The organism is Corynebacterium sp. HMSC062E11, from assembly GCF_001811845.1.
GTDB lineage: Bacteria > Actinomycetota > Actinomycetes > Mycobacteriales > Mycobacteriaceae > Corynebacterium > Corynebacterium hesseae.
Map to the genome: position 1 here is coordinate 133,638 of NZ_KV806797.1, position 19,813 is coordinate 153,450.

At 59.8% G+C, this 19,813-nt stretch carries 20 protein-coding genes and 5 tRNA genes; 16 read left to right on the forward strand and 9 right to left on the reverse strand.

Annotated elements, in window-relative coordinates; translation table 11 throughout:
* Positions 1-81 precede the first annotated feature (81 nt).
* On the reverse strand, positions 82-309 hold the full coding sequence (locus HMPREF2822_RS07150; RefSeq protein WP_070522931.1) for a DUF3073 domain-containing protein: 228 nt from the start codon (positions 307-309) through the stop codon (positions 82-84).
* Between the two features lie 186 nt (positions 310-495).
* Entirely contained in the window at positions 496-1,557 is a 1,062-nt protein-coding gene (locus HMPREF2822_RS07155) for a CAF17-like 4Fe-4S cluster assembly/insertion protein YgfZ (RefSeq protein ID WP_070522935.1), read from the reverse strand.
* Between the two features lie 30 nt (positions 1,558-1,587).
* Here HMPREF2822_RS07155 and HMPREF2822_RS07160 point away from each other — a divergent pair, with 30 nt between their 5' ends.
* On the forward strand, positions 1,588-2,475 hold the full coding sequence (locus tag HMPREF2822_RS07160) for an aminodeoxychorismate lyase (RefSeq protein ID WP_070522936.1): 888 nt from the start codon (positions 1,588-1,590) through the stop codon (positions 2,473-2,475).
* 17 nt (positions 2,476-2,492) lie between these two features.
* On the opposite strand, the gene HMPREF2822_RS07165 is transcribed toward HMPREF2822_RS07160, so the two are convergent.
* Positions 2,493-3,167, reverse strand: a complete 675-nt coding sequence (locus HMPREF2822_RS07165; RefSeq protein WP_070522940.1) for a heme-binding beta-barrel domain-containing protein — start codon at positions 3,165-3,167, stop codon at positions 2,493-2,495.
* 63 nt (positions 3,168-3,230) lie between these two features.
* On the opposite strand from HMPREF2822_RS07165, the gene HMPREF2822_RS07170 reads away from it, so the two are divergent.
* Positions 3,231-4,271: a diacylglycerol/lipid kinase family protein gene (locus tag HMPREF2822_RS07170; RefSeq protein WP_070522944.1), complete on the forward strand. Its 1,041-nt coding sequence runs from the start codon at positions 3,231-3,233 to the stop codon at positions 4,269-4,271.
* 67 nt (positions 4,272-4,338) lie between these two features.
* Here HMPREF2822_RS07170 and HMPREF2822_RS07175 read toward each other — a convergent pair whose 3' ends face one another.
* Complete coding sequence (locus HMPREF2822_RS07175; protein ID WP_070522947.1) at positions 4,339-5,184, reverse strand: LmeA family phospholipid-binding protein; 846 nt, start codon at positions 5,182-5,184, stop codon at positions 4,339-4,341.
* A gap of 33 nt (positions 5,185-5,217) precedes the next feature.
* On the opposite strand from HMPREF2822_RS07175, the gene mshD reads away from it, so the two are divergent.
* The 5 genes from mshD to pstB all read left to right on the forward strand — a co-directional run bounded on the left by mshD (position 5,218) and on the right by pstB (position 10,371).
* Positions 5,218-6,132 carry a mycothiol synthase gene (gene mshD / locus HMPREF2822_RS07180; RefSeq protein WP_070522950.1) on the forward strand — a complete coding sequence of 305 codons (915 nt, stop codon included), beginning with the start codon at positions 5,218-5,220 and terminating at the stop codon, positions 6,130-6,132.
* Between the two features lie 186 nt (positions 6,133-6,318).
* A complete protein-coding gene (pstS, locus tag HMPREF2822_RS07185) occupies positions 6,319-7,428 on the forward strand; it encodes a phosphate ABC transporter substrate-binding protein PstS (RefSeq protein WP_070522954.1) in 1,110 nt (369 codons plus the stop codon).
* A gap of 149 nt (positions 7,429-7,577) precedes the next feature.
* Positions 7,578-8,627, forward strand: coding sequence for a phosphate ABC transporter permease subunit PstC (gene pstC, locus HMPREF2822_RS07190; protein ID WP_070522957.1), 1,050 nt, complete (start codon positions 7,578-7,580; stop codon positions 8,625-8,627).
* Between the two features lie 13 nt (positions 8,628-8,640).
* The gene (gene pstA, locus HMPREF2822_RS07195) at positions 8,641-9,558 is read left to right on the forward strand and encodes a phosphate ABC transporter permease PstA (protein ID WP_070522961.1); all 918 of its coding nucleotides are present in this window, start codon (positions 8,641-8,643) and stop codon (positions 9,556-9,558) included.
* 39 nt (positions 9,559-9,597) lie between these two features.
* Complete coding sequence (gene pstB / locus HMPREF2822_RS07200; RefSeq protein ID WP_070522964.1) at positions 9,598-10,371, forward strand: phosphate ABC transporter ATP-binding protein PstB; 774 nt, start codon at positions 9,598-9,600, stop codon at positions 10,369-10,371.
* Between the two features lie 117 nt (positions 10,372-10,488).
* On the opposite strand, the gene phoU is transcribed toward pstB, so the two are convergent.
* The gene (gene phoU, locus HMPREF2822_RS07205; protein WP_070522967.1) at positions 10,489-11,217 is read right to left on the reverse strand and encodes a phosphate signaling complex protein PhoU; all 729 of its coding nucleotides are present in this window, start codon (positions 11,215-11,217) and stop codon (positions 10,489-10,491) included.
* A gap of 66 nt (positions 11,218-11,283) precedes the next feature.
* Complete coding sequence (gene dusB / locus HMPREF2822_RS07210) at positions 11,284-12,429, reverse strand: tRNA dihydrouridine synthase DusB (protein ID WP_070522970.1); 1,146 nt, start codon at positions 12,427-12,429, stop codon at positions 11,284-11,286.
* Positions 12,430-12,605: 176 nt separating this feature from the next.
* Here dusB and HMPREF2822_RS07215 point away from each other — a divergent pair, with 176 nt between their 5' ends.
* A complete protein-coding gene (locus tag HMPREF2822_RS07215) occupies positions 12,606-14,108 on the forward strand; it encodes an acetyl-CoA hydrolase/transferase family protein (RefSeq protein ID WP_070522973.1) in 1,503 nt (500 codons plus the stop codon).
* 90 nt (positions 14,109-14,198) lie between these two features.
* A tRNA-Lys gene (locus HMPREF2822_RS07220) sits at positions 14,199-14,271 on the forward strand.
* A gap of 66 nt (positions 14,272-14,337) precedes the next feature.
* Here HMPREF2822_RS07220 and HMPREF2822_RS07225 read toward each other — a convergent pair.
* Positions 14,338-14,670 carry a metal-sensitive transcriptional regulator gene (locus HMPREF2822_RS07225; RefSeq protein ID WP_070522977.1) on the reverse strand — a complete coding sequence of 111 codons (333 nt, stop codon included), beginning with the start codon at positions 14,668-14,670 and terminating at the stop codon, positions 14,338-14,340.
* 83 nt (positions 14,671-14,753) lie between these two features.
* On the opposite strand from HMPREF2822_RS07225, the gene HMPREF2822_RS07230 reads away from it, so the two are divergent.
* From HMPREF2822_RS07230 to HMPREF2822_RS07250, 5 genes are all read left to right on the forward strand, one after another.
* Positions 14,754-14,829, forward strand: a tRNA-Glu gene (locus tag HMPREF2822_RS07230).
* A 34-nt stretch (positions 14,830-14,863) separates the two neighbouring features.
* Positions 14,864-14,940, forward strand: a tRNA-Asp gene (locus HMPREF2822_RS07235).
* Positions 14,941-15,191: 251 nt separating this feature from the next.
* Positions 15,192-15,265: transfer RNA gene (locus tag HMPREF2822_RS07240), tRNA-Asp, on the forward strand.
* A 20-nt stretch (positions 15,266-15,285) separates the two neighbouring features.
* Positions 15,286-15,358: transfer RNA gene (locus HMPREF2822_RS07245), tRNA-Phe, on the forward strand.
* A gap of 52 nt (positions 15,359-15,410) precedes the next feature.
* Positions 15,411-15,713, forward strand: a complete 303-nt coding sequence (locus HMPREF2822_RS07250) for a GNAT family N-acetyltransferase (protein WP_070522980.1) — start codon at positions 15,411-15,413, stop codon at positions 15,711-15,713.
* A 12-nt stretch (positions 15,714-15,725) separates the two neighbouring features.
* Here the strand turns inward: HMPREF2822_RS07250 and epsC are convergent, their stop codons facing one another.
* Together epsC and cysK are read right to left on the reverse strand one after the other, a co-directional pair.
* Entirely contained in the window at positions 15,726-16,289 is a 564-nt protein-coding gene (epsC, locus tag HMPREF2822_RS07255; protein ID WP_070522984.1) for a serine O-acetyltransferase EpsC, read from the reverse strand.
* Between the two features lie 120 nt (positions 16,290-16,409).
* On the reverse strand, positions 16,410-17,345 hold the full coding sequence (gene cysK / locus HMPREF2822_RS07260) for a cysteine synthase A (protein ID WP_070522988.1): 936 nt from the start codon (positions 17,343-17,345) through the stop codon (positions 16,410-16,412).
* A gap of 256 nt (positions 17,346-17,601) precedes the next feature.
* Between cysK and ramA the strand changes: the two genes are divergently transcribed.
* Both ramA and murA read left to right on the forward strand, forming a co-directional pair.
* A complete protein-coding gene (ramA, locus tag HMPREF2822_RS07265) occupies positions 17,602-18,441 on the forward strand; it encodes an acetate metabolism transcriptional regulator RamA (RefSeq protein ID WP_070522991.1) in 840 nt (279 codons plus the stop codon).
* Positions 18,442-18,462: 21 nt separating this feature from the next.
* Complete coding sequence (gene murA / locus HMPREF2822_RS07270) at positions 18,463-19,731, forward strand: UDP-N-acetylglucosamine 1-carboxyvinyltransferase (RefSeq protein WP_070523021.1); 1,269 nt, start codon at positions 18,463-18,465, stop codon at positions 19,729-19,731.
* The last annotated feature ends 82 nt before the right edge of the window (positions 19,732-19,813 follow it).

Sequence of the window (19,813 nt, forward strand, 5' to 3'; positions counted from 1 at the left end):
GGCGCTTCCCCTTAAGTAGAGGGGAGACGGCTCCGGCCTTTCGCTTAGGTGATGTACAGGGTGGGACAGTGACTCGCGCGCCTAGCGCGCGTCGGAATCATCCTCATCCCACTCATCCGAGTCCCAGCGATCTGCGTAGTCCTCGTAATCCGCGTACTCCGAGTATGGGTCTTCGTCCTCGTTGTGGGAACGCTTGGAGTTCTGTGAGGCGAGCTCACGCTGGAGCGAATCCAGATCCATCTCGGGCGAATTGTACTTCAGCTGGCGTGCAACTTTGGTCTGCTTTGCCTTTGCGCGTCCGCGTCCCATGTGCATGACCCCCTTGAGGTGTGTAGGGCGGTCCAGGGATTCTTGGCCGCCCCATCGTCTTAGTCAGATATGTGTATGTTCCTGTAAGACACCATAGCCTGTGTGAAGAAAAAATTCCGAACTACCCCCAGTGGTGCGTGGAAAAGTGCGCTAGCCCGCGGCCAACGGGCAGTGTGCATTTCGCCACTATTTTCCGCGCAGCCGGTCCACAGCGGCGCGCCCGGCCTTGGGGCCCTCGTCGGCGGGAATGGAGTCCGGCTCGACCGATGCCGCCACTGGACCAATGCTCAGATCCCCGTGGTTGAGGGCGCTGCGTTTCACTAGACCAAGCGCGATGGGGCCATAATCGCAATCCTCTACCACGGTGCCGAGCTTGCCGACGCGCCGTCCCCCCAGCGAAATATCCGCCCCGCTTACGGGGAGCTCCGGAGCGGAGCCGTCGAGGTACAGCATGATCAACAGGCGTGGAGAGCGCCCGAGGTTCTCTACGCGCGCGACCGTCTCCTGCCCGCGATAGCAGCCCTTCTCCAAGTGGACGAACGCGGGGTTATCATCGCTGCGTCGGATCCACTGGGGAACCTCGTGGGCGATGGTTTTCGCATCGAGGTCAGCGGCCAATTCTGGTTCGCGTGCGCGCACTCGTTCGGCGGTATAGGCCATGAGCCCCGCTAAACTTCCGCCTTGCTTTTCCAACTCTGCGACTGCTGTCTCCAGCTCACCCCGCGGCACGAGGAAATCCTGGCGCGGGCAGCCCGGCCAGTGCACGCAGCGCTCCATCACGGCGTTGGAAGGCTTCTGTAGCGGCTTGCCCAGCACGGTGATGATCGCCGCGTCCGCTTCCTCCACGGTGACCTGGGACCAGAAAATCATGGCGGTGAGGAAGTCTCGCAAAGATTCGAACTGGGCCGGTGGCACATCGAGGTAGAAGGTTTCTCCGTCGAAGGACAGGTCGATGTGGTGTAGGACGTGGCCCTGCATGTCTAGATCAAGGGCGCCGGCAGAGAATCCGGCGTCCACGTCATCGAGCTTCTGGCTCAGGAGGTTGTGCAGGAAAGCCCGGGCATCGGGCCCGGAAACGGCAATGACCCGGCGTTGGGAACGGTCGATGATGGCGGAACCTGTCTCCACCGCGCGCTGCTCCACGAGGGGGTTGCCGTAATGCCAGGGGATACCGGAGACGTCGACAAGCGTGGTGCCCTGGAACTCAGCGGCCCCGGGCCGGGAAAGAAGTGGCGAAGTATAACTCACGCCCTCCGATGGTAGGGCATAATCGGGTCTATGAGCCTTCAGCGTAGGAAAGAGCCGGTCATCTACGTCGTGGAACCGTTTGGAGGGTCGGTGCGGCGTCATATGCCGAACCTACCGTTGGTCTATTGGGACGATGCTGCGGTCACACGCGGTGATGGTATCTTCGAGTCCCTCCTCGTGCGTGACGGCAAGGCGGCCAATTTTCATCGCCACGCGGAGCGCTTCCGGCATTCCGCGCGTGCTCTCGATCTTCCGGAGCCACCCATCCACAAGTGGAAAGAAGCCACCGAGCTGGCCATCGCGGACTATTGTGGTCCCGCCGCCGGGGAAGGCGAGGACGGTTTAGCGCGAGAGGCCAAGTGCACGTGGACCTATACCCGCGGGCGGGCCTCGACTGGGGTGCCCACGGCATGGGTGGTGGTTCAGGAGATTCCGGATGACGTTGTGGCGCAGCGTGATACCGGCGTCAAGGTGATGAGCACGCCGCGTCTGTGGCAGGTGGCGGAAGAGTTGCCGGCGAAGACGCTGAATTATGCGGCCACGATGGCCACGCTGCGCCTGGCCCGCGAGCGTGGATTTGATGATGTGATTTTTACCGATCCCGATACGGGGCTGGTCTTGGAAGGGGCCACCTCCACCGTGGTGGCGGTCAAGGGTACAAAGCTGCGCACCCCGGCGGGCAAGGGAATACTGCCTGGCACCACGCAAGCTGCGCTTTTTGAGTATGCCTCTGAACAGGGATATCGCTGCAAGGCGAAGGAGCTGAATCTGCGCTACCTCGAGGAGGCTGACTCAGTGTGGCTCGTCTCCTCGGTGCGCACTGCGGTGCGTGTGACGCGCCTGAATGAAAAGAAGCTCAAGGCGCCGGCGAACGCGGAGAAGATACGCGCGCTGATCGACGCCGCCCTGGCACGCTAACTTCGCCGCATTGCTAGTTAGCCAGCCACACGGGTGAGCTCGGCGGACATGTAAGGGCGCATTTCGCCGTCGACAAGCCGCTCATCCACCCAGCCGAGGTTGTTGTTCGGCATGAGGCCATACATGCGCTTGCCGGGGCCGAGGTTGGCGGGGCCGGTTTCGGTGACCATCGTGGACGCGGACTCGAGCTGCCAGGCGCGCTCGTTAAACAGCGAACCATAGAAGATTTCGTTGATGCCGTTGGACGAGGTATAGGTCATCTCAATCTCGTCCTTGAGTGAGATGCGCCAGAACCCGGACTCGCGGACATCGGGGCCAACCGGGTTGCCCTCGGAATCAATCTTCCAGGTGCGGGACGTATAGGTCAGGTAATTCTCACCGTCGTGGGCGATGATGAGCTGCTGGCCAAAGGCGTACTGTTCACCGTCGGTGCTGTGGGCTTGGCCTTCCCCTTGCCATACACCGACGAGGGGGAGAAGCCCGAGCAGACCATCGTGCAGCGACGGACCCTGGCGCAAGTTCGCCGTCTCATCCGGCAGGGGATTATCTGCTACATCAACGGTGGGAATGTTGCGGGAGGCTGCATCCTTCCATGCCTCCGCTGCCTGGTTGACGGCCGCGTTGCCGTCTACCTTGGTGTTCTCCGGGTGGGTGTTTTCCGTGTTTTTCTCGCTATTTGTCTGTTCGCTCATGCTGCCCCAGCGTAGTCGTGGCAGCGCCGCGGAAACCACTAGGCTCCAGTAGTCTAGGGAGCCATGCGCGCTTTGCTGATTTCAAACCCTAATTCTACGAGCCAGAATGCGGCTCTCTTCCGAGAGGTTTTGCCCGTCATTCGGGAGGTGGATGGGTTGCAGCTGCTTGCTCGCTTCACGCACTACCCGGGCCACGCAGAAGACATGGTGCGCGGTATGACCCGGGAGGACTTTGACGTCATCCTGGTCTTCGGCGGCGATGGCACGGTCAATGAGATCGTCAACGGGTTGCTCGGCCCGGCGAATTTCGCCCAGCGCCCTAGCCCTCAGGAGATCCCGGCGCTAGCGGTGATCCCTACTGGTTCAGCAAACGTCTTCGTCCGCGCCCTTGGTTTCCCCAATACCCCCGTCGAGGCGGCGCACGTGCTGGCCCGGATGCTGGAGCGAAACACCCGCCGCACCGTGTCGTTGGGTATGTGGAATGACCGGTGGTTTGCGGTCAATGCTGGTTTCGGGCTGGATGCAGACGTGCTGGCTCGCGTGGACCGTGCACGGGAGATGGGCTTTTCAGCCACCCCGCTGCGCTACCTGGCGGTGGCCTTTCAGGCCTATCAGCGCGCCCGCATCCGCCCACCGCGCATTAATGTGCGTGCGCGCTCGAGCTCGGGCGAAACCTTCGCGGCCGATGACGTTCCCGTCATGTTCACCTCCAACACCAACCCGTGGACCTTCCTGGGGCCGCTGCCGGTGGTGACCAATCCGCGCAATTCCTTCGATCAGGGGCTTGGCCTTTTTGGTGTGTCGGACCTCGGCGGGATTGATGGCCTCGTGGGCGTTCTCCACCTGTTCGGCGTGGATCACCGTCACTGGTTGAATAAGGTCACGGATGCCCGCACGCTGCATTTTGAGGATGCCGTTGAGGTGGACCTGGTCTGCCCCAAGCCGCACCGCTTCCAAGCGGACGGGGAGTCGGAAGGCACCTTTACGGAGGTGCACTTGGAGTCGGAAGCAGACGCGCTGGAAGTCTTTGCTCCCATCGACCCAGCCCCGCCCATTCACCGCAGCTTCCGCCGAGTCCTGCGAGATCTCATCCGTATTAAGTAGCCGGCGGTAGTAACAAGTCTGCGGTGCGGGTACCGCTGGTGCACCGTCGGCTTAGTTTTGCATCGGCTTAGTTCTGCCTGTTTTGGCGCCAGCTCGGCGGCGTCGTCGGCGCGCTGCCCACTTCGTTGGCGGTGTCTTGCGCTTTTTGCGCGGCATCCTCGACGGCCTTCTCCTCCGAACCATCGATCTCCAGCGGGGAGAGTTGTGCTGTTTTTAGCGTGATATTGCGTCGCTGTACCTCGAAGGTGATGGAGCCGCCGTGTAGTTTCACGGAGGTGGCTTGAGAAGGCAACGGGAGTTGGCGCGTGTCCAAGACCAGGCCGAAGGCCTTTTTCAAGCGTTCGTCATCAGTCCCGTAGACACTCATGCGAAACTCTGGGCCGACGAGGCGCAGCGTCACCGTCGCGGTGGACTTGGTGGTATCCCCCGGCAGCGTGCCAGTGAGCTCAGCCTCGGCGGAGGGCCCGCCGGTGGGGGACATATTATCGGGGTTGGCAATGGAGAGGTCAGTAATACCCAGCATGCGGCCCAAGGCCACTCCGTCGAGGCTGATGCTGCGCGTATAGGTGGATACCGGTGAGCCTTCCAGTTCGCCGCTGAAGAGTTGTTCGGGGTTAATTGTGATGTCGCGCAGTGTTGTGGAGGCATTGACCATGCCGAGTTTCGGAACTTCCACGTCGGAGGAGTTGACCTCCAGGTATGGAATCTCTTTGGTTAGCGCGGCAAGGGAGAAGGGGACGCCGCCGATGTAGACATTCGGGGTGTTTTCCAATTGGGAGCTGGCTTTGGCTTTCTGGGCCACGGTGTGTTCTGCGTGCATCGCCACCGCTGAATCCGCCAGCCATGCTGTCAGGGCCACACCCGCAACGGCGGCAAGGCGTACGGCAGTGCGGTTGAGGTAGATGACAGTCACCCCTCTATTACTACCGCACGTAGGGTGGGAAGCATGAATATTGAGACCAAGACTCTGCCACTGAACCCAGATGTGGCCCAGCGCGTGGAGGAGCTGGCCACTGCTGCTGAAGCTCACGACGGCTTTGCGCCCCTCTCCGAGCAGTTTCTTTTAGGGCTCAGGGATGAACGCCTTGGGCACCATCATCTTCTCGCAATTGAAGATGGTGCGGTAGCTGGCGTGGCTGCCCTCGATGGGCAGACTGTAGAGCTCTTTGTTGGCGTGGAACACCGTGGGCGAGGGGTAGGGCAGGCGCTTGTCGACGCCCTCCCAACCTCCCCCCAAATCTGGGCCCATGGCAATCTTCCCGCTGCGCAAGCGCTGGCGAAGCGCAACGAGATGGACGTCGTCAGGCGCCTGCTTGTCATGGCGATTGAGGGGAAGGACTTGCGCGCGGCCGAGGAAGCGCCGGCAACGGTTGATGGCCTAGAGATTCAGACCTACGCCGAGTCAGTGGAGCGCTTCGGGCGCGAGCACGTCGAGGCGGAATGGGTACGCACCAATAACGAAGCCTTCTCCTGGCATCCGGAGCAAGGAGGCTGGGATCTGGAGCGCCTGCACCGCGGGATGGAGGCAGAGTGGTTCGATCCGGCCGACGTGCTTTTCCTGTGGGATTCTCCGAATGACTCCCACAGCCACCCGGTAATGGCTGGCTTCCACTGGCTGAAGTGGCACGACGAGGCTACCCCAGCCTTCGGTGAGGTCTATGTTGTGGGATTGGGTGAGGACTATCGCGGGCGCGGGCTCGGTGGACCGCTGCTGAGCGCTGGGCTGCAGCGCATGGCGGCTAAAGGTGCGGACAAGGTCATCTTGTATGTCGAGGCTGATAACGCTCCGGCGGTAAAGGCCTACGAGCGTTTGGGCTTTGGCATCGCTGAGGAACACTGCGTCTGGGCGAAAAGTGACTAGCCTCACCGGCTTTTGGTACAAGTTCACCGATTGTTCATCTCTTGATCCCTGTGGGGTTAACCCGCCCTGTATAGCTTTACAACACGTGAGTTAATCGCGCTCGTCTCAAGAAGATCGCTCAAAGAAGAGTAGAGGGCGATTTGCTCGGACAATCATTCTCTTGTATCCGCACCGGAAAGGTTTCCCGTGATCCGCAACTTCAAGCGCACCGCCGCTATCTTCGGCATCGTCGCCGCCACCTCCACTGCTCTCGTTGCCTGCTCTGAGTCCAACGAATCTGGCTCCGCTGAAGGCGGTTCCGATGGGGCAGAGGTTTCCGGCGACCTCTCTGGTGAGGGCGCATCCTCCCAAAAGTCCGCTATGTCCGTCTTTGAGAAGGCATTCCTGGAGGCATACCCGGATGCTAACTTCTCCTACACTTCTTCCGGCTCCGGCGCTGGTGTGAAGGCTTTCAACGGCGGCACCGTTGACTTCGCCGGTTCTGACTCCGCTCTGAAGGAAGATAAGGGCGAGGTTGAGGCCGCCAAGGAGCGTTGCGGTGGCAACGACGCATGGCACCTGCCGACGACCATTGGCCCCGTCGCCATCGCCTACAACCTGGGTGACACCGAGGTCAACCTCTCCACCGAAACCCTCGCCAAGATCTTCAAGGGCGAGATCACCAAGTGGAACGATGACGCCATCAAGGCTGAGAACGAGGGCACCGACCTTCCGGACAAGAACATCACCGTCATCTTCCGCTCTGACGAGTCCGGTACCTCCGATAACTTCCAGAAGTTCCTGAAGTCCGCTACCGGCAACTGGGACAGCGAAGGCAAGCAGTTCCCGGATTCTGTTGGTGAGGGTGCTAACGGTTCCTCCGGTGTGGCTGACCAGGTTGCCTCCATCGAGGGTGCTATCACCTACGTTGAGGCTGGCTACGCTCATCAGAAGGAAGCCGATGGCGTCAAGATTGCCAAGATTGACTTCGGCAACGGCCCGGTTGAGCTCAGCTCTGAGTCCGTCGGTGTCGCTCTCGACCACCTCGCTTTCAAGGAGACCAACTCCGAGCACGACATGGTCGTTGACTCCGACAAGCTCTTTGCTTCCAAGGATGAGGGCGCTTACCCGCTCATCCTGACCACCTACAACATCGTCTGCTCCGCTGGCTACGACGAGGAGACCTCCGCTCTGGTGAAGGCCTTCTTTAACACCGTCCTGGACAATCAGTCCGAGGAGCTGGAGAAGGCAGGCTTCATCCCGGTTTCCGGTGACCACCTGGAGCGCCTGAAGGCAGCCGTCGAGGCTATCCAGTAAGAGCGCGTTACTACGCGGGTTTCTTTGAACCCCCGTAGCGTCCGTTTGAACACACACTTCCGCCCCCAACCCGCCCTTCACGAGCGCTTTGGGGGCGGCAGCATGTCCCGTATTTTCATTGTTTCCGTTGAAAAGGATTCCCTAGTCTCATGGCAGACAACAATCTCACCACAGCGTCGTCCGTGAAGGAGGATGCCGTTTCAGCGACCCGCCCTAGCGCGCATGCGTCCGAGGCGGACGCCACCTCTACGCCCGCCGTCAAGTCCGGTGTGAAGCGCCCTGGTGATCGCATTTTTGAATTCTTGTCCACTGCGTCCGCAACGCTGATCACGGTGATGATCGCTGCCATCGCGGCCTTCCTGATCTGGCGTGCGGTTCCTTCTCTGTCCGTCAATGAGGGTGGCATTCTGGGCTTCTTCACCTACGGTGACCGTTGGGAGACCAACGACACCGATGCTATGAAGTTCGGTATCCCGACCATGTTCGGCCACACCGTCTTGATTTCCATCGTGGCTCTCATCATTGCGATGCCGGTCGCGCTCGGTATTGCCATCTTCCTGTCCAACTACGCGCCGGCCAAGCTGGTCAAGCCGTTGGGATTCTTGGTAGACATGCTCGCCGCCGTGCCATCCATCGTGTACGGCCTGTGGGGCTGGCAGGTGCTCGGCCCTGCGCTGTCCGGCTTCTACACCTGGCTGCACTCCTGGGCTGGTGGCTTCTTCCTCTTCAAGGTCTACGACAACTCCCCGAACTTTGCGACGGGCCGCAACGTCCTCACCGGTGGCATTGTTCTGGCGGTGATGATCCTGCCGATCATCGCTGCCACCGCCCGCGAAGTCTTTGTGCAGACCCCTCCCGGTCAAATCGAGTCCGCCTTGGCCCTCGGCGCCACCCGGTGGGAAGTCATCCGCATGACGGTTCTCCCCTTCGGCATGTCCGGCTACATAGCCGGCTCCATGCTGGGTCTGGGCCGCGCGCTGGGTGAGACCATGGCTCTCTACATGGTTGTCTCCCCGCTGGTGGACTTCCGCTTCTCGCTGTTCGACGGCGGTACCACCTTCGCAACGGCCATTGCCCTGGCGGCTGCTGAGTTCGGTAATGAGATGCGTGCCGGTGCGTATATCGCCGCTGGCCTCATGCTGTTCCTTCTGACCTTCTTGGTCAACGCTATTGCCCGTTCCATCGTGAAGAGCAAGTAAGGAGGGCTCAGAGATGACTACGACTACAACTTCCAACTCTGTCCCGGCATCTTCCGGCCCGACCTTCCTGGATATCTCCTCGAGCCGAAAGACCACCAATACTGTTGCCACCGTTCTCGTGTGGGCAACGATGATCATCGCCATGATTCCGCTGCTGTGGGTTCTCTTCGAGCTCATTTCTCGCGGTTCGGGCGCTATCCTGAGCCCCGAATGGTGGACCCACTCCCAACGCGGAATCCTTGATACCGAGGCCGGCGGCGGTGCGCTCCACGCTATTATCGGTACCTTTGTGCAGACCGTCATCGCGACCGTCATTTCCGTTCCGATCGGCATTTTCACCGCGATTTACCTGGTGGAGTACTCCCGCGGTGGAACGCTGAGCCGTCTTACTACTTTCATGGTGGACATCCTCTCCGGTGTGCCTTCCATTGTTGCGGCCCTGTTCATCTTCGCCATGTGGATTACTCTGTTCGGCTTCAAGCGTTCCGGTATGGCGGTGGCGCTATCGCTTGTGCTCCTGATGATTCCGATTGTGGTCCGCAATACCGAAGAGATGCTCCGCGTGGTCCCGATGGATCTGCGTGAGGCTTCCTATGCTCTCGGTGTGCCGAAGTGGAAGACCATCGCGCGCATCGTTCTGCCGACCGCACTGTCCGGCATTGTCACCGGCATCATGCTGGCCGTGGCCCGCATCATGGGTGAGTCCGCGCCGGTGCTGGTGTTGGTGGGCTCCACCTCCTCCATCAACTGGGACGCACTCAAGGGTGCGCAGTCCTCGTTGCCGTTGATGATGCTGGATATGTACAAGTCCGGCGCTGATCCGGCCGTCCTGGACAAGCTGTGGGGTGCCGCCCTTACGTTGGTTCTCCTCATCGCGATTCTCAACATTGGCGCGCGCATCGTTTCGGCGAAGTTCTCCGTCAAGAAGTAACCGTATTCACTTTCTACCTACCCCATAGGAGCACTACTCATGTCCAAGCTTGAGCTCAACGACGTGAACATCTACTACGGTGACTTCCACGCCGTACAGAACGTCAACATGCAGATCCCGGCGAAGGCCGTGACTGCCTTCATCGGCCCTTCCGGCTGTGGTAAGTCCACAGTCCTGCGCACCCTGAACCGCATGCACGAGGTCATTCCTGGTGCTTATGTCAAGGGTGAGATTCTCCTGGACGGCCAGAACATCTACGGGCCCAAGGTCGATCCGGTGTCCGTTCGCAACACTATCGGCATGGTCTTCCAGAAGGCCAACCCGTTCCCGACGATGTCCATTGAGGATAACGTTGTTGCCGGCCTGAAGCTGTCCGGCGAAAAGAACAAGAAGAAGTTGAAGGAGGTCGCCGAGAAGTCCCTGCGCGGCGCCAACCTTTGGGATGAGGTTAAGGACCGCCTGGACAAGCCGGGCGGCGGCCTGTCCGGCGGTCAGCAGCAGCGTCTGTGCATTGCTCGCGCGATTGCCGTGGAGCCGGAAGTCCTGCTGATGGACGAGCCCTGCTCGGCGCTCGACCCGATTTCCACCTTGGCCGTGGAGGACCTGATCCATGAGCTGAAGGAAAACTTCACTATCGTTATTGTTACTCACAACATGCAGCAGGCAGCCCGCGTGTCGGACAAGACCGGCTTCTTCTCCCTGGAAGCTACCGGCCGGCCTGGCCACCTGGTGGAGTTCGATGACACCACGAAGATCTTCGAAAACCCATCCAAGAAGGATACCGAGGATTACATCTCTGGCCGCTTCGGCTAAACATGCGCTTCGGCTAAACACTGACAGCGCCGAAAGCCGGCACCTCTTCTAAAGGTCTAGAAGAGGTGCCGGCTTTGTGCATGCACTGTGCGCTAGGTGTGGCGAGCAGTAGGGGGGCTAGCGGTGAAACTGGCGCTCCAGCTCCGCCATGCGGGCCTCCAGCTCAGCCTCTCGTTGCTCCTGATCGCGCTTGCGCATGTAGCGGTCGGGGTCCAAGCCCGTTGCCAGGTAAATGATGCGGCCGGCAGCTGCTGCGCAATGATCGGCGAAACGCTCGTAGTAGCGCGAAAGCTGCGAGGTTTCCACGGCCTGGCGCACCGTTCCTTTCCACTCCCGCTGCGTCAACATACGAAGCAGGTGTTGGTTGATGTCATCGACGGCGTCGTCGTCCTCGGTCAAACGGAGCGCCAGCTCCGGATCGCGGGTGATGAGGATGTCTTTGAGGCCTGAGGACATGTCGAGAACGAGACGTGTGTATTCCTCGAAATAGCCCATAATGTCTGACGGAACAACTGATTCAGGGTGGCGGCGGCGGGCGCTGGTGGCAATGTGCTGAGACAAGCGGCCCATGCGGTAAAAGTCTTCCACAATATAGATGGAAGCTATGACCTGGCGCAGATCCTTGGCCATCGGGTTTTCCAAGGCCAGAAGGGACACCGCACGGTCTTCGCAGCGCGAGCGGACTTCATCCAACTCATCGCGCAACGACAAGGCCTCTTCGGCTGGTTGCAGGGAGGATTCGATTAATGCCTGAGAGGCAAGAGTCATCAGCTTATGAACCGCAGTGCTCATGATGATGAGGTCATGGGCAAAGTTGTCCAACTGTTCACGGTAGGCAGCGCGCATGTCACGTACTTTAGCTGAACAATTGGTCTAGTGCCTGTCGAGCGACACAAAAGGGAATTTTCGTGGCTAGCCGCCGGAATGCATAATCTCCGCGCCTTCCGGCACGGTTGCATCCTCCGGATCGTCGAGCCACCCCTCGGGAAGGACCACTTTGGCGGGGGATCCCTGGCGTCCGCGGGCGCCATCGGCGTCGTCGGCAAGCGCAGGCGAATCAGCCCACGGCTCGAGCAGCTCCCGGAGAGCGTCGAGGGAGTTCACGCGGGACAGGCCAGCACGGACCTGACCTCCCACGGGAAAACCGCGTAGGTACCAGCCGATGTGCTTGCGGATATCGCGGCTGGCCTGGTCCTCGCCCTCGTGCTGCGCCAGCAGTTCTGCGTGGCGAATCATAATCTGCGTGACCTCACCCAACGTGGGCTCGGCCGGCACCGGCTCGCCACGAAGGTGGGCGGAGAGCTCCGCGAAGAGCCAAGGACGACCCAGACAACCTCGTCCCACGACGACGCCGTCGCAGCCCGTTTGTTCCATCATGGCGCGGGCATCCGTGGCCTTGAAGATATCGCCGTTACCCAAGACAGGGATACCGGTATGGGCCAAGTGCTCCTTAAGGCGCGCAATTTCATTCCAGTCCGCATGGCCCGAGTAGCGTTGCGCGGCGGTACGGCCGTGGAGCGCGACTGCCGACGCCCCTTCTTCCACCGCAATGCGGCCGGCGTCGAGGTGCGTGTGGTGATCCTCGTCGATGCCCACGCGCATTTTTACGGTGACCGGGATATCGGTGCCCTCTGTGGCCTTGACCGCTGCGGCGACGATGTTGCCAAAGAGGCGGCGCTTATAGGGGAGTGCGGAGCCTCCGCCGCGGCGCGTGACCTTGGGAACCGGGCAGCCAAAGTTCATATCGATGTGGTCAGCCAGATTCTCATCCACGATCATCTTCGCCGCCTTGTAGGTGTACTCCGGATCGACGGTGTACAGCTGCAGCGAGCGCGGATTCTCCTGTGGATCGAAAGTGGTCATGTGCAGCGTCTTGGGATTTCGCTCTACCAAGGCGCGGGCGGTAACCATTTCGCAGACATAAAGGCCGGAGACGGTGCCGGTCTTCGCTATCTCTTGCTCGCGACACAGCACGCGAAAGGCCACGTTGGTCACGCCCGCCATGGGGGCGAGGACAACGGGGGAGTTGAGCTGGATTTTTCCGATAGCAAGAGTCACGCCGCCAATTGTGCGCGGAAAGAGCCTGGGGTGGCAAATTCTCACGAGGAAAGTGAGGGGTGCACACAGTTTGGGGCAGAGTGCGGTAAATCCTCCACCGATTCGCTAGTGTGGTGCATGTAACTAACAGGAAAGGACCGTAACGTAGGTCGTTTCTGCACATAAAAGGAGGACTAATGTCTGAGAGAATTGCATACGCACCGTTTGAGAAGCTCGTGATGAGCGCTGACGAGGCCGCAAAGTTCGTCAACCACGGTGACCGTGTGGGAATCTCCGGCTTTACCGGCGCTGGCTACCCTAAGGCGTTGCCGACTGCCATCGCGGAGAAGGCGAAGGCAGCTCATGAGGCGGGCGAGGAGTTCAAGATCGATGTTTTCTCCGGTGCCTCTACCGCTCCGGACTGTGATGGTGTGTTGGCTGAGGCAGACGCCATCCGCTTCCGCTCTCCGTATAACTCTGACCCGGTTTTGCGCGGCCGCTTCAACGACGGCTCCGCCCTGTACCAGGACATCCACCTCTCGCACTCTGGCCAGCAGGTGGAAGAGGGCTTCTACGGTGACTTCCAGGTAGCCATTATTGAGGCCGTTCGTATTGATGAGAACGGAAATATCGTTCCGTCCTCCGCCGTGGGCAACAACCTCGAATACATCGATGCCGCCGACAAGATCATCATTGAGATCAACGAGTGGCAGTCCCTCAACCTCGAGGGCATGCACGATATCTACAAGATCGAGAAGCTGCCGAACCGCCAGCCAATCCCGATTACCAAGCCGGCTGACCGCGTCGGTACCACCTACATCGAGATTCCGGAGGAGAAGGTCGTGGCTGTGGTCAAGACCAATGCCCCGGACCGCAACGCTCCGTTCAAGGCCCCGGATGAGGTTTCTGAGAAGATTGCTGCAAACTTCATCGAGTTCCTCGAGGGCGAGGTTGCTGCCGGCCGCCTAGAGTATGACAAGTTCATCATGCAGTCCGGTGTGGGCAACGTCCCGAACGCCGTGATGGCAGGCCTGTTGGACTCCAAGTTCGAAAACATTCAGGCCTATACCGAGGTTATCCAGGACGGCATGCTGGATCTTATCGACGCTGGCAAGATGACCGTCGCCTCCGCAACCTCCTTCGCCCTGTCCCCGGAGTACGCGGACAAGATGAACGCTGAGGCTGATCGCTACGCCAAGCACATCATCCTGCGCCCGCAGCAGGTATCCAACCACCCGGAGGTTATTCGCCGCGTGGGCCTGATTTCTTCCAACGGCATGATTGAGGGCGATATCTACGGCAACATCAACTCCACCAACGTCTCCGGCTCCCGCATCATGAACGGTACTGGCGGCTCGGGTGACTTCACCCGTAACGCCTACATCTCCACCTTCGTCTCCCCGTCGGTGGCCAAGGGCGGCGCTATCTCCGCCATCGTGCCTTTCGTTTCTCACACCGACCACACCGAGCACGACACCATGGTCATCATCACCGAGTATGGCGTTGCGGACCTGCGCGGTTTGGCCCCGAAGGAGCGCGTGGAGAAGGTCATCGCCGTGGCTCACCCGGACTACCGCCCGATGCTGGAGGAGTACTTCGAGCGCGCCAAGGCTAACAAGTTCCAGCACACCCCGCACGATCTGAAGACCGCCTTCGATTTCCAGGTGAACTTCATGGAGAAGGGTGACATGCGCGGCTAAGTCTTAGACCCGCAAGGTTGTGGCCCTTACCACTGAAGGTGAGGGCCATTTCCTTTTCTTTGGTGCCACCGGCTAGGATAGGTGAGCGTTGGGCCTTTAGCTCAGTTGGTAGAGCTACGGACTTTTAATCCGCAGGTCGTGGGTTCGATCCCCACAGGGCCCACAAAAAGAGCCGCCTTCGGGCGGCTCTTTTTTGTTTTGGGGCCCAAGCGCAGGGCTGGGTTCAGGGCTAGCTCTTAACGAGCTTCCTGATGGCCCGCATGGCCTCCTCGAGCTTCGCTGTGGCTACTTGCCCGTCTTCGGCGGCTGCTCCCGCCACACAGTGTTCTATGTGGTCCTCCAAGAGTGCTAGGGAAACGTTCTCGAGCGCTGAAGTAACCGCTGAGATCTGCGTGATGATGTCGATGCAGTATTGGTCCTCCGCGATCATGCGGTGGATGCCTCGGGTTTGGCCTTCGATGCGCTTGAGGCGAGCCAAGTACTTTGCTTTCTGCTCATCATTGGAGTTGTAGCCGTGCACACCCGGCTCGTGACAGGAACAGGTATCCCGCTGGTCAGCCATGGTTTTCTGCCTTTCTGCCAGGACGATTTGGTTAAGTGAGGATGTCTCCAGTATATTTTTACAAAGTTGCCTCAAGGCAACGGGCCCCCATCGTCTAGCGGCCTAGGACACCGCCCTTTCACGGCGGCGGCACGGGTTCGAATCCCGTTGGGGGTACCAACACTTTTGTGTTGGTGCACAAGAAAATACTTATGGCCCTGTGGCGCAGTTGGTTAGCGCGCCGCCCTGTCACGGCGGAGGTCGCGGGTTCAAGTCCCGTCAGGGTCGCCATATTTCAGCCTCGGAGCATTGTTTATAGAACATATGCCTCGGGGCTTGTGTCGTTTTATGGTGGTGTGTGGAGGCTCCTGCAACGTCGCAAATGGCGCATAGATCTGTATAGGTCTAGGCGCTGTGGTGACAGTGTGTATTGAGGGGCTGCATCACCGTGAAAACGGTGAATGACATGCTGATTTGGTGTGCTTATCTAGCTTTGTGTAGAGTACTTATTCGTGCCCAGCGCACAACAGATAATTGAAAATGGCCCTGTGGCGCAGTTGGTTAGCGCGCCGCCCTGTCACGGCGGAGGTCGCGGGTTCAAGTCCCGTCAGGGTCGCCGAAGTCCTCGTGGCTTCTGGCCAGATAGCTCAGTCGGTAGAGCACACGCCTGAAAAGTGTGGGGTCGCCAGTTCGATCCTGGCTCTGGCCACAAGACAGCCCCTTCCATTGGAAGGGGCTTTTTTGTTGCTCTTTTTGGTTTAATGGGCGGCATGACTACTTCAGTTGCGCACCAAACCGATCAATCCCGTTTCGTCATCACCGTTGATGGGGAAGAAGCAGGCTTCGCCGAATACAGTGATTCCGCTACCACACGCGAATTCACGCACACGGAAATCTTCGAGTCATTTCAGGGCCAAGGACTGTCCAAGCCGCTAATTAAAGCGGCACTGGATGATGACTCAACGGCCGGCCGCCAAGTCATTCCAACGTGCAGCGCCGTGGCGCGCTTCATTGAGAAGAATCCCGATTACCAGCGGCTGACTGCCCGTGAAGGCAGCCTTTAAGGGCACGGTCTATTAGATGTAGTAGTCCGGGTCCACCAGCTTGATGCGCTCATCCTTCTTGCGCGGGCGGTTGGTGGCCGGGATACCGATGGCAATGTGCTCCGGTGGCACGTCCTTTGTCACCACGGCGTTGGCACCCACAGCGGAGCCGTGGCCGACGGTAATCGGGCCGAGCACTTTAGCGCCCGCGCCAATGGTGACGTTGTCCTCAATTGTTGGGTGGCGCTTAGTCTGTGTCAGCACCTGACCACCGAGCGTGACGCCGTGGTAAAGCATGACGCCATCGCCAATTTCGGCGGTTTCACCGATGACGATCCCCATGCCGTGGTCAATGAAGAAGCGCCGGCCAATGGTAGCGCCGGGGTGAATCTCGATTCCGGTGAAGAAGCGGTTAAGCTGCGCCAAAATACGGGCTGGCCCACGCCATCCACGTTTCCACATGCGGTGGGCGATTCGGTGCGCCCAAATGGCGTGAAGGCCGGAGTAGACCACGGCATTTTCGACGTCGCCGCGCGCGGCCGGATCATGCTCGCGCGCGTTGGCGAGGTCTTCACGAATCATCTTCAAGATGTGCATGCGAACCATCCTATCTAGAAAGAAAAAGCGCCCCCTAGCACAGAGGGCGCTTTTATTCGGAGGGCTCACCACGGCGCCGTGCTTGGCGACGTCCCGTGGAAAGCCACGTTAGCGTTTTCCTTAGGCCTCGCGAATGTCCTCGAAGAGGATGGTGGAGACATAGCGCTCACCGAAGTCCGGGGCGACGACGACGATGGTCTTGCCCTTGAACTCATCGCGCGCAGCCAGCTTGAGTGCCGCAGAGACGTTGGCACCGGAGGAAATGCCGACGAGCAGTCCTTCTTCGGTGGCCAGCTTGCGGGCAGTGGAAACGGATTCCTCGGTGGTTGCGGTGAGCACCTCGTTGAGGATCTCGCGGTCCAGAACCTCTGGGACAAAGTTGGCGCCGATGCCCTGGATCTTGTGGGGGCCAGCGTGTCCCTCGGAGAGGACGGGGGAGTCAGCGGGCTCAACGGCGACCAGATAGGTGTCGGGGTTCTGGGAACGCAGGTAGCGGCCCACACCGGTGACGGTGCCGCCGGTGCCGACGCCAGCGACGAAAGCGTCAACCTTGCCCTCAGTGTCGTCCCAGATCTCGCGGCCCGTGGTTGCCTCGTGAATCTTCGGGTTTGCCTCGTTGGCGAACTGGGAGGCCAGGATGGCGTTGGGGGTCTCAGCGATAATTTCGTTGGCCTTCTCGACAGCACCCTTCATGCCGGCAGCGCCCGGGGTGAGGACGATTTCAGCGCCATAGGCGCGCAGCAGTACCTTGCGCTCGTTGGACATGGTCTCCGGCATGGTGAGGATGACCTTGTAACCCTGGGCGGCACCGACGAGTGCCAAGCCGATGCCGGTGTTGCCGGAGGTGGCCTCAACGATGGTGCCGCCTGGCTTTAGCTCGCCGGATTCTACGGCGGTGTCGACGATCGCCTTGGCAATGCGATCCTTGACGGAATTAGCGGGGTTGAAAGACTCAACCTTCACCAGTACCTCGGCGCCGAGGCCTTCGGTCAGGCGGTTGAGGCGGACAAGCGGGGTACCGCCGATGGTGTCGAGAATATTGTTGTATACAGCCACGATGTGGACTCCTTGAAAATAAGTTCTGATGTACAGCAGACACTCTACACCGTGGCAATAGACTAAGTGGTATATAGATTCTGAACAGATCATTCGGGCATGGCATGTGGGATTTGAGGCGTCTCATGAGGGCGAGGCGTGATTTAGAATTACCCCCGTCGGCCGGTTATACTTCGCAAATAGTGTTCGCCTACCCCCGTTTCAGGCGGGAAATGTGGGTGCACCTGCTGGTTACCCCCGAGTAAGAGAGAGTCTCATGGAGCCGCACCGACTCAAGGATGACGACGAAGCCGTACGCGCAGCGCTCTCGTCACTAAAGACCGCAACGGGAATCCCCGTCACGATGTACGGGACCTTGCTGCCGGACAATCGCCTGCAGATTACCCAGTGGGTAGGGCTGCGGACCCCGGCCTTGCAGAATTTGGTGATTGACGCGAACGTGGGCGTCGGCGGGCGCGTTGTCAGCACTCGCCGCGCGGTTGGTGTGTCCGACTACACTCGTGCCACCACAATTAGCCATGAGAATGATCGCCATATCCAGGATGAGGGGCTGCATTCGATCGTGGCGGTGCCGGTCACCGTTCAGCGTGAAATCCGCGGTGTCCTCTATGTTGGCGTCCATTCGCCGGTGCGCTTGGGCGACAAGGTAATCGAGGAAGTCACCATGACCGCTCGGTGCCTCGAGCAGGATCTGGCCGTTAATTCCGCGTTGCGTCGTGCCGACGGAGGCAAGGGCGGCGCTGCTCGCGGTCACGTGATGAACGGGGCTGAGTGGGAGCAGGTGCGCTCAACGCACTCCAAGCTCCGCATGTTGGCTAACCGAGTCAACGATGAAGACCTCCGTAAGGAACTAGAGGCTCTTTGCGACCAGATGGTCTCCCCGGTGCGCGTTAAGCAGTCCACCAAGCTTTCTGCTCGCGAGTTGGATGTTCTTTCCTGCGTGGCGTTGGGGCATACCAATGTCGAGGCGGCCGAGGAAATGGGTATTGGCGCCGAAACGGTGAAGTCCTATTTGCGCTCTGTCATGCGCAAACTGGGTGCACATACTCGCTATGAGGCGGTTAATGCGGCCCGTCGTATAGGCGCGTTGCCCTGATCGTAGGTAAGTTGGGTGGGCGTGAAAGACCAATTTATTGTCTCCGGTGGGGCGCGCCTGCAGGGCACCGTCAAGGTGGACGGTGCCAAGAACAGTGTGCTGAAGCTGATGGCTGCGGCACTGTTGGCGGAGGGCACCACCACGCTGACCAACTGTCCTAAAATCCTTGATGTTCCACTGATGCGAAAGGTCCTTGAAGGCCTTGGCTGTTCAGTGGAAATCGATGGCCACACCGTGCAGATCACCACGCCGGCCACGTTGCATTCCAATGCAGACTTCGATGCGGTGCGCCAATTCCGCGCGTCGGTGTGTGTATTGGGGCCGCTGACGGCGCGTTGTGGTCACGCAAAGGTAGCTTTGCCAGGTGGCGACGCCATTGGTTCCCGCCCATTGGACATGCACCAATCTGGGCTAGAGAAGATGGGCGCTAGCACGCGCATCGAACACGGCGCCGTTGTGGCGGAGGCGGATCAACTCCATGGCGCGAACATCAAGCTCGATTTTCCCTCGGTAGGCGCCACCGAAAATATTCTCACTGCTGCAGTCCTTGCGGATGGCGAAACTCAACTCCACAATGCGGCCCGCGAACCGGAAATTGTGGACCTGTGCACGATGCTCAAGGAAATGGGCGCCGACATCTCCGGGGAGGGGACATCCACCATCACCATTCGGGGAGTGGACAAGCTGCAACCGACGGAGCACGAGGTTATCGGTGACCGTATTGTTGCGGGTACGTGGGCATATGCTGCCGTAATGACTCGCGGGGATATCACGGTGGGCGGTATTGCTCCCAAGCACCTGCACCTGCCGTTGGAGAAGCTTAAGTCCGCCGGTGCGGATATCGAGGACTATGTCAATGGTTTCCGCGTGCGCATGGACCGGCGTCCAACTGCTGTGGACTACCAAACGCTGCCGTACCCCGGCTTCCCCACGGATCTTCAGCCGATTGCCATCGGGCTCTCCGCGGTCGCGGAAGGTACATCCATCATCACGGAAAATGTCTTTGAGTCGCGTTTCCGGTTCGTCGATGAGATGCTCCGCCTTGGCGCTGATGCCCAGGTGGATGGACACCACGTAGTTATCCGCGGTCAAGAGCGCCTGTCCTCGACGCATGTCTGGAGCTCCGATATCCGCGCAGGTGCCGGATTGGTCCTCTCCGCTTTGTGTGCGGATGAGACGACCACCGTGCACGATGTCTTTCACATCGACCGCGGCTATCCCAACTTTGTAGAGAACCTGCAGGCCTTGGGCGCCACCATTGAGCGCACTCAAGAGGAGGAGCTCTACTAAGGAACATTGCTTGGCGACGTCCCTATGTGGCGCACCTTTTTGGTGTGTCACCTGGGGATTTGTTGTTTGTTGGGGGTGTGCG

Coding starts and splice junctions, on each gene's coding strand:
- HMPREF2822_RS07150 (WP_070522931.1), bottom strand. CDS start 309: ATGGGACGCGGACGCGCAAAGGCAAAGCAGACCAAAGTTGCACGCCAG.
- HMPREF2822_RS07160 (WP_070522936.1), top strand. CDS start 1,588: ATGAGCCTTCAGCGTAGGAAAGAGCCGGTCATCTACGTCGTGGAACCG.
- HMPREF2822_RS07165 (WP_070522940.1), bottom strand. CDS start 3,167: ATGAGCGAACAGACAAATAGCGAGAAAAACACGGAAAACACCCACCCG.
- HMPREF2822_RS07170 (WP_070522944.1), top strand. CDS start 3,231: ATGCGCGCTTTGCTGATTTCAAACCCTAATTCTACGAGCCAGAATGCG.
- mshD (WP_070522950.1), top strand. CDS start 5,218: ATGAATATTGAGACCAAGACTCTGCCACTGAACCCAGATGTGGCCCAG.
- pstC (WP_070522957.1), top strand. CDS start 7,578: ATGGCAGACAACAATCTCACCACAGCGTCGTCCGTGAAGGAGGATGCC.
- pstA (WP_070522961.1), top strand. CDS start 8,641: ATGACTACGACTACAACTTCCAACTCTGTCCCGGCATCTTCCGGCCCG.
- pstB (WP_070522964.1), top strand. CDS start 9,598: ATGTCCAAGCTTGAGCTCAACGACGTGAACATCTACTACGGTGACTTC.
- phoU (WP_070522967.1), bottom strand. CDS start 11,217: ATGCGCGCTGCCTACCGTGAACAGTTGGACAACTTTGCCCATGACCTC.
- HMPREF2822_RS07215 (WP_070522973.1), top strand. CDS start 12,606: ATGTCTGAGAGAATTGCATACGCACCGTTTGAGAAGCTCGTGATGAGC.
- HMPREF2822_RS07225 (WP_070522977.1), bottom strand. CDS start 14,670: ATGGCTGACCAGCGGGATACCTGTTCCTGTCACGAGCCGGGTGTGCAC.
- HMPREF2822_RS07250 (WP_070522980.1), top strand. CDS start 15,411: ATGGGCGGCATGACTACTTCAGTTGCGCACCAAACCGATCAATCCCGT.
- epsC (WP_070522984.1), bottom strand. CDS start 16,289: ATGCACATCTTGAAGATGATTCGTGAAGACCTCGCCAACGCGCGCGAG.
- ramA (WP_070522991.1), top strand. CDS start 17,602: ATGGAGCCGCACCGACTCAAGGATGACGACGAAGCCGTACGCGCAGCG.